The following is a 7,034-nucleotide window of genomic DNA, read 5'->3' as shown; positions in this document are numbered from 1 at the left end:
ATTAGCTGCTGTGCTGGTGGGGCTGAGCCCAGCGCTTACGGTCGACACCGGTCCGGCGCACGCTGTGGGCGGGATGGCCTGGTCGGCGGATGCCGTTGCGGCGCAACAGTGTCCGGTCAGAGTGCAGACGTCGCACGACGGGGTGCCGGGGCCGGTGAAAGAGTGGTGTGATCAGCAATACCAGCAGATGGCATCGAAGTGCAGCGAGACGTATCACGACGACTCCCGGCGGGCAGCTCAGTGCCATCGGGAGGCCGCGCAGTGGTACTCGGATTGCCTCGCGGGTAAGCATCTGAATCTGGCTTCCGGCCCGCCGGTGCCCGGGGTTAGGGTTCGGCAATGACCGCTGACGAATTGAGCCTGAGCAACTACGGCGAGTTCGGAGAGCCGATCGCACGACGTGAGCTGAACCTGAAAGCCACCGGCGCACCGGTGCTCGTGGATCTGGCCGCGCCCCGGCTGCATGCGCTCGGCTGGGTATGCCCGTACCGGATCACCGGCATCGGTGACGAGCCGATCACCGGGTCTATGGCCGGAGTCGATTCGATGCAGGCGCTTCAGAACGGGATGATGATCCTGGACGCAATGCTTCAATCGACCGGCGCGGCAGTGACATTCGACGGCGGCGACCCAGGCTTGAAAATCACGCTCGGCTGAGGACTCTGCTGGCCGCAACTGGACTGCGCCGCAGCCAGATTCTCGGCCTGCTCTGGTCGGACATCGACCTGGAACGCGGGACCTTGCAGACCAGCGGAAAGGTGGTCCGGGTGAAGGGCGAGGGCTTGGTGCGGGTCGAGAAAGACGATGACCCGAAGAACCGCAAGGGCGTGATCGCTCTCCCGGATTTCGCCGTGGAGATGCTGAAGGGCCGCAAAGTTGCCTTGGCCGCGCGCCGGCTGAAGTCCCCGCCTGATCCCAAGGCGAAAGTTCTGAACCTGGTGTTCCCCTCGGCCATGTGGACCCTGCGTGATCCTCAGAACGTCGGTCACGAGTGGCAGCGGGTACGCGATGCCCTCGGCATCCTCGACGATGTGACGGCGCACAGCTTCCGTGGTGCGGTCGCGACCATTCTGGACGATGCGGGACTTTCTGCGCGCGTGACAGCCGACGTCCTGATGCATGTCGACCCGGCCATGACGCAACGGCGCTATATGGCGAGGAAGGGCGCACAAGGCTGCCGCCGATGCACTGGAGCGCGCCGTCAGTGGAGAGCGCTGACCTGGACGTGGACGGAATTAGTTGGGACTTTGTTGGAAGTCCGGGCGTCAGGGGTCGATATCATCGACTCCCAAATCAGGCTCTACCAGGGAGAATGGAGCCGCCTGGGGGAATCGAACCCCCGACCTTTTCATTACGAGTGAAGCGCTCTACCGACTGAGCTAAGGCGGCGTACCTTTCGGCCAGGCGAGTCTATCGTCTACGGCATGGATCACGAAAACTGCAGGTCAACGCGGCGTGATCGGCGGACCAAGCGGCTATGTCCGGTCGGTCTCGGTAGGATGCAAACCCGCGAAATCGAGCATCGAGAGGCTCGAACAACGACCTTTCGCTGGAGGTGAAGCGCTCTACAAACTGAGCCGAGGCGGTGCGGCGCACCCCACCGCTCTGGTATCAACACTGCTAGAACAGCTGTTCAACGCCTGACTGGCGGCCGACGTACAGCATCGACGGGTGCCACAGGTGTGTCGCCGTTCCCACGGCAGTAAATCCGCACTGCTTTGCGGCGGGTAACTGGGCACGTGGCCCGACGATGAAGCCATCACCCTCGTTGAGTCCGATATCGCCCATGTGATGCGCGAGGCAGTCGACCACGTCGAGGCCGGATACTCCCCGGACGACCTTCGTCAGTCTCATCGCCGTGTCGCAGGAGGCCGGGCGCGTCAGCTTTCTGAAGCGCGAGTCGTGCCCGCCCTCCGACGACTACTGGACGACCCGGCAACCGCCGGGCGCGCCGAAGACGCCTTGGATGACAAGGAAGTATTCGCGAATTACCCATGGCAGTGGCGGAAAGCAATAATACAAGCATTCGAGAATGCGAAGCCGTACAACGGATTTCGGTGAAACATCCGTCGAATTGGTGGATCATCGTGCGGGTGGCTCGGCGTCATGATTGTGAGTTTCGGCGATTTTCGGGCAGCCGGAGGGCGGTGCGGTCCGCGGCTCAGCCATGCAGACGGCGCAGGGCGCGTTCGGCGGCGTTGGCGCCGCACATGCCGTGGGCGCCCGGCCCCGGCGGCGTGGCTGCCGAGCACAGGTAGTGGCCCGGGATACCGATGTCATAGGGTTGCAAGGTTTTTCGCGGACCGAAGATCAGCTGAGGGATGTCTTTGGCGCCGGTCATGATGTCGCCGCCGACGTAATTCGGGTTGTAGGCGGAGAATTCTGCGGTGGTGCGGACGCTCCGGCCGACAATGCGGTCCCGGAAGCCGGGAGCGAAGCGCTCGATCTGGGCGATGATCGCCTCGGTGGCGTCGCCCGGATAGCCGTGCGGAACATGAGCGTACGTCCAGACCGGATGCACATCGCCGACCGATCTACCGGGATCGGCGAGGTACTGCTGACCGACCAGGACGAACGGGCGCTCCGGCATCCGCCCGGCATGGACGTCACGTTCGGCGGCAGCGATCTCGGCGAAGGTCCCACCGAGATGCACGGTGCCGGCCCGGTGTGCGGCGGCAGTGCTCCAGGGCACCCCGCCCTGGACCGCGAAGTCGACCTTGAACGCTCCCGGTCCATACCGGAATCTCCGGTAGGCCTTCATAATTCGGGCCGGTAGCCGGTCGCCGAGAATGGTCACGACGGCGGTGGGCGCGAGGTCCCACATCGTCACATCCGCTGGTGGCAGGTCCGCGGCCGACCGCACTGCCACCCCTGTTTCGATCGTGCCGCCGAGATCGGCCAGCAGCGCGGCCAGTGCGTCGGTGATGCGCTGCGAGCCGCCCTCGGCAACCGCCCATCCGTATCGATGGCCGGCGGTGAGGATGCCCAGGCCGATGCTGGCGCTCAGCGGCCGGTGCAGCGGATGAAAGGCATGCGCGGCCACGCCACCGAACAACGCCCTCGCCTGTGCTGTCCGGAACATCTCCGCCAGCAGCGATGCGGGCGCCAGCGCGGGAATTCCGAAGCGGGCCAGCGAGATCGGATGCCGGGGCAGGCGCAGCAGCGGCCGCATCACGTCCGCTCCGAAACGGTCGTAGGCGGCGACGGACCGGGCGAACAGCAACCGCCATGCCCGGCCGTCGACACCGAGGGCGGCAGCGGTGTCGGCAACTGAACGGTGCAGCACCGCGGCGGTGCCGTCGTCGAGCGGGTGAGCGCAGTCGATCTCCGGCCACGCCCACCGCAACCCGTAGCGATCCAGGTTCAGGCTCTGCAGAAACGGTGATCCGATCGCCATAGGGTGGATGGCCGAGCAGTGGTCGTGCAGCAGTCCGGGCAGGATCGCCTCGCCTGAGCGGGTGCCGCCACCGATGCGGTCGGCGGCCTCGAGCACGGTCACTTCCATGCCCGCCTGCGCCAGGGTGATGGCGGCCGCGAGCCCGTTGGGGCCGGCGCCGACCACGATCGCGGTACTCATTGATCTCCTACTCCCGCCCGGAACCGGTGCAGCACAGCCTGTTACGAGGCCATCTCGGGCTCGGGCTCGGGCTCGGGCTTGTCGAACAGTGCCCGGAACGCGTCCTCGCGGCGCCAGGTGACCTGGTGCGGAATCGGGCCGTCGGGCAGCCACGGCATCGCCTCGACCGCGTCGCGGACCCGCCACGTGCCGCGTTCGAGCACGCCGAGCGCGGCATCCACCACCATGTACTCCTGAGTGTCCCGGTGGATCGGCTGCGATTCCACCCACACCACGATCCATTCACCCGGGTCGAACCCGACCCGGGCCTGCACGGCATTGATCAGATCCAGGCTGTGCAGGTGACCGTCGCCGAAGTTGAATCCGATGACCGAGTTACACCCGAACTCGGCCTCCCTGATCGTCCAGCGGTCGATATCGGGGATGTTCTTCAGCAGCAACGAGAACAGCCCGCGGCCCTGTGAATGCATGGATCGCCACGCGATGGTCTGTTGCATGGTGATCTCGGCGACCGCCGGCGGATAGCCCATCGCGTGCAGCTGATCGATCTGGTTCTCGGTCGGGCGGTGCGGCAGCGTGTTCAGCTTTGCCTCGGCACCCGGCGCGAACGCCCACAGCGCCGAGGCCCAGTTGCCGGCGTACTGGCGCATCGAAGGCAGGAACGAGACCAGATCCGGGCGCAGGTTCCCCAGGATCGGGAAGAACACCAGCGCCACAATGATTCCGGCGAGCAGCAGCGGCGAGGACATGTTCCACACGGCATAGCCGTTCCCGGCCGGAAAACCGAGGAACAGGAACACCGTCAGATAACCGAAGATGACGTTCCACTCCTGCGGCACCGCGAGCGCGAACATCGAGATGATCGTCAGATGGAAGACCACCATGAGCGCCACCGCGGCCAGGGTGACCCAGCGATCGGCAGAGAACAACAGCACCAGCGGCACGGCGATCTCGACCAGGGAACCACCAGCGTGCGCGGTCAGCGAGGCCAGCCCGGACGGCCGGATGTCGCGCGGGAAATCCCGGTAGTACAGCCGCTTGACGCCCGGGAAGACCACGAACGGGTTGTTGGAGACCATCGCCGACACCACATTCGTGAAGTGGCGGCCGAACTTCGACACCCCCGCACCGACCCACACCACCACGATCAGCAGCTTCGCGGCGATGATCATGTCGGTGAACGGCAACACCGCGAAGAACACCAGCGCCGGGAGATACTGTTCACCGCGCGCCGCGAGGAAGATGGTCTTGTCCCGCAACCCGCACAGCACATACAGCACGATCGGCGCGATCAGCAAGGCAGGAGAGACCAGTCCGGACGTATTGTCCGGCAGCGCCGCGGTCAGCGACGCACTGAGCGTGCCGGGCAGCACGATCGGCACGACCAGACTCACCAGGAATGCCAGATAGAGCAGCGCATCGACCGCGGTGCGGCGGTCACCATCAGTGAACGGCACCCGCTTCCAGGGCCGTAACCGGATGGTGCCGGGCCGGGCGTAGAACAGGATGCCGCCGATCATCGGCTTGAACTTGCCGGCGATCGGCCCCCAGGAACCCGCGATACCGATCGCTTCCAGCAGCACCGTCCACAGGATCAGCTTCTGGTAGATGACCGGCTGATTCCACCAATGCGCCACCGCCCAGAACGGACCCACTCTCGAGGTCCACGTGACCAGGGCGATGCCGCCGACGACGTAGAGCAGCATCACCTTGACCATGTAGATGGTGTGGATCATCTTCGGCGTGCCGAATCCGTATTCCACCCAATGCAGCGCCAGTGCCTTCATCCGCTCCATGAGCGGTTCATCGAGAAACGTTTCCAGATCGACCGGCGGGAAATCCGCCTCTTTGAACCCCATTGTTCACACCTTTCATGAGACGAATTTCGGGCAGGACGAACCGAACCGGAAATCCCGGGGTTGGCAGTTTTTTTCGGAATGGCAGCCAGATTGTGATCGGCTACGGGGTCACCGCGACCGTGCGCAGTTGTCTTTTATCGATCTTTCCCACCGGATTCCGGGGTAGCGATTCGGTGAGAAAGATCGACACCGGCATCTTGATGCGGGCCAGCGAATCACGGCAGTGCGCCATCAGTTCCGGCACGGTTACCGGGGCAGCCGGCACCACATGGGCGACCGGAACCTCCCCGAGCACCGGATCGGGCGCGCCCACCACTGCGGCCTCCAGCACGGCGGGGTGTGCGTGCAGGACGTTCTCGATCTCCTTGGGGTAGATGTTCTCACCCCCGCGAATGATCATGTCCTTGATCCGATCGACCAGGACCAGATACCCGTCGGCGTCGAACCGGCCCACGTCACCGGTGTGCAACCAGCCGTCGACGAGGGTGCGGGCGGTGTCCTCGGGCCGACCGAGATAGCCCAGCATGACGTTGGGTCCGCGCACCACCACCTCCCCGGGTGACCCGTCGGCGACCAGGTTTCCGTCCAGGTCCATCAGCGCGACCGTCTGCCCAGGCAGCGGGCGCCCGACGGTGCCGGGTTTGCGCAGCCCGTCCGGCGGATTGAGGGTCGAGGCACAGGTGCCCTCGGACAGGCCGTAGCCCTCCACGACCGGCACCCCGAACCGGGTCTCGAACCGCGAAATCAGCTCGGCCGGCATCGGCGCCGCCCCGCAGATCACCCGGCGCAGCGACGAGGTGTCCGGCCGCAGGTCCAGCGGTTGGGACACGAGCATGGCGTAGATCGACGGCACTGCCGAGAAATACGTCGGCCGTACCCGCTCGATCACATCGAAGAACGTCGAGGCCGAGAATCGGCTCGCGAGCGTCGCGCGACCACCGGCCAGCAGCGGCGCCAATACGCTCACGACGATCCCGTTGACATGGAACAACGGCAGGATCAGCAAGCTGTGCTCGGTCTCGCCGAGCCGGAGAGCGTCGATGATCATCCGGCACATCGCGGCGACGTTGCCGTGGCCGAGTACCACCCCTTTCGGCCGGCCGGTCGTCCCGCTGGTGTAGATGATCAAAGCCGGCTCACCGGCGGCCGGGGTGCACGCCACCACCTGCGCCGGGGACGATTCGGCCTGCGGGCCCGCCACCGTCGCGACATCCAGGGTTCCCAACGCGCGACCGCCGGCGGCGATCACCACCTTCGCTCCGGAATCGGCTATCTGATAACGCGCTTCGCCGTCGGTCGATTCCGGATTGATCGGCGTGACCGCAGCACCGAGCCGCCACGCGGCAAACAGGATCACCACCAATTCCACGCAATTCGGCAATACCACCGCAACGACATCGCCAGCGGCAACGCCTCTGCCCTGCAGCACCGCGACAGCGGCTCGGACACGATGTGCGAAATTCTGGTTGTCGAGCCTTTCGCGATCGTCCGCGATACACGGTCCGGCCGGATTCAGCGATGCCCGAAAATCGGGTAATTCAGCGAGGTGCTGCACGATTCCTCACCATCGAGTAGTGATGTGACAGGGATTACAGATA

At 65.2% G+C, this 7,034-nt stretch carries 6 protein-coding genes and 1 tRNA gene; 3 read left to right on the top strand and 4 right to left on the bottom strand.

What is annotated here, in order from left to right; genetic code table 11:
* The 3 genes from NV1_RS45325 to NV1_RS47145 all read left to right on the top strand — a co-directional run.
* Positions 1-343: hypothetical protein (locus tag NV1_RS45325; RefSeq protein ID WP_218027345.1), on the top strand; the 343-nt coding region annotated here is incomplete at its 5' end.
* Positions 340-657 (top strand): DUF6968 family protein, encoded by a 318-nt coding sequence (locus NV1_RS38250; protein ID WP_067903323.1) that lies wholly within the window; start codon positions 340-342, stop codon positions 655-657. The genes NV1_RS45325 and NV1_RS38250, both read left to right, overlap by 4 nt.
* Entirely contained in the window at positions 594-1,361 is a 768-nt protein-coding gene (locus NV1_RS47145) for a tyrosine-type recombinase/integrase (protein WP_084526513.1), read from the top strand. The genes NV1_RS38250 and NV1_RS47145 overlap by 64 nt, the downstream gene beginning before the upstream one ends.
* On the opposite strand, the gene NV1_RS38240 is transcribed toward NV1_RS47145, so the two are convergent.
* From NV1_RS38240 to NV1_RS38220, 4 genes are all read right to left on the bottom strand, one after another.
* A tRNA-Thr gene (locus NV1_RS38240) sits at positions 1,314-1,389 on the bottom strand. The genes NV1_RS47145 and NV1_RS38240 overlap by 48 nt on opposite strands.
* Before the next feature lie 772 nt (positions 1,390-2,161).
* Complete coding sequence (locus NV1_RS38230) at positions 2,162-3,577, bottom strand: phytoene desaturase family protein (protein ID WP_067903314.1); 1,416 nt, start codon at positions 3,575-3,577, stop codon at positions 2,162-2,164.
* 41 nt (positions 3,578-3,618) lie between these two features.
* Positions 3,619-5,436 (bottom strand): DUF3556 domain-containing protein, encoded by a 1,818-nt coding sequence (locus tag NV1_RS38225; protein ID WP_067903311.1) that lies wholly within the window; start codon positions 5,434-5,436, stop codon positions 3,619-3,621.
* Positions 5,437-5,536: 100 nt separating this feature from the next.
* A complete protein-coding gene (locus tag NV1_RS38220) occupies positions 5,537-6,991 on the bottom strand; it encodes a class I adenylate-forming enzyme family protein (RefSeq protein WP_067903308.1) in 1,455 nt (484 codons plus the stop codon).
* Positions 6,992-7,034: the final 43 nt, after the last annotated feature.

This window comes from Nocardia vaccinii NBRC 15922 (genome assembly GCF_001613305.1).
GTDB lineage: Bacteria > Actinomycetota > Actinomycetes > Mycobacteriales > Mycobacteriaceae > Nocardia > Nocardia vaccinii.
Note: the sequence above shows the minus strand (reverse complement) of the source record. Positions and strands in the feature narration are given on the sequence as shown.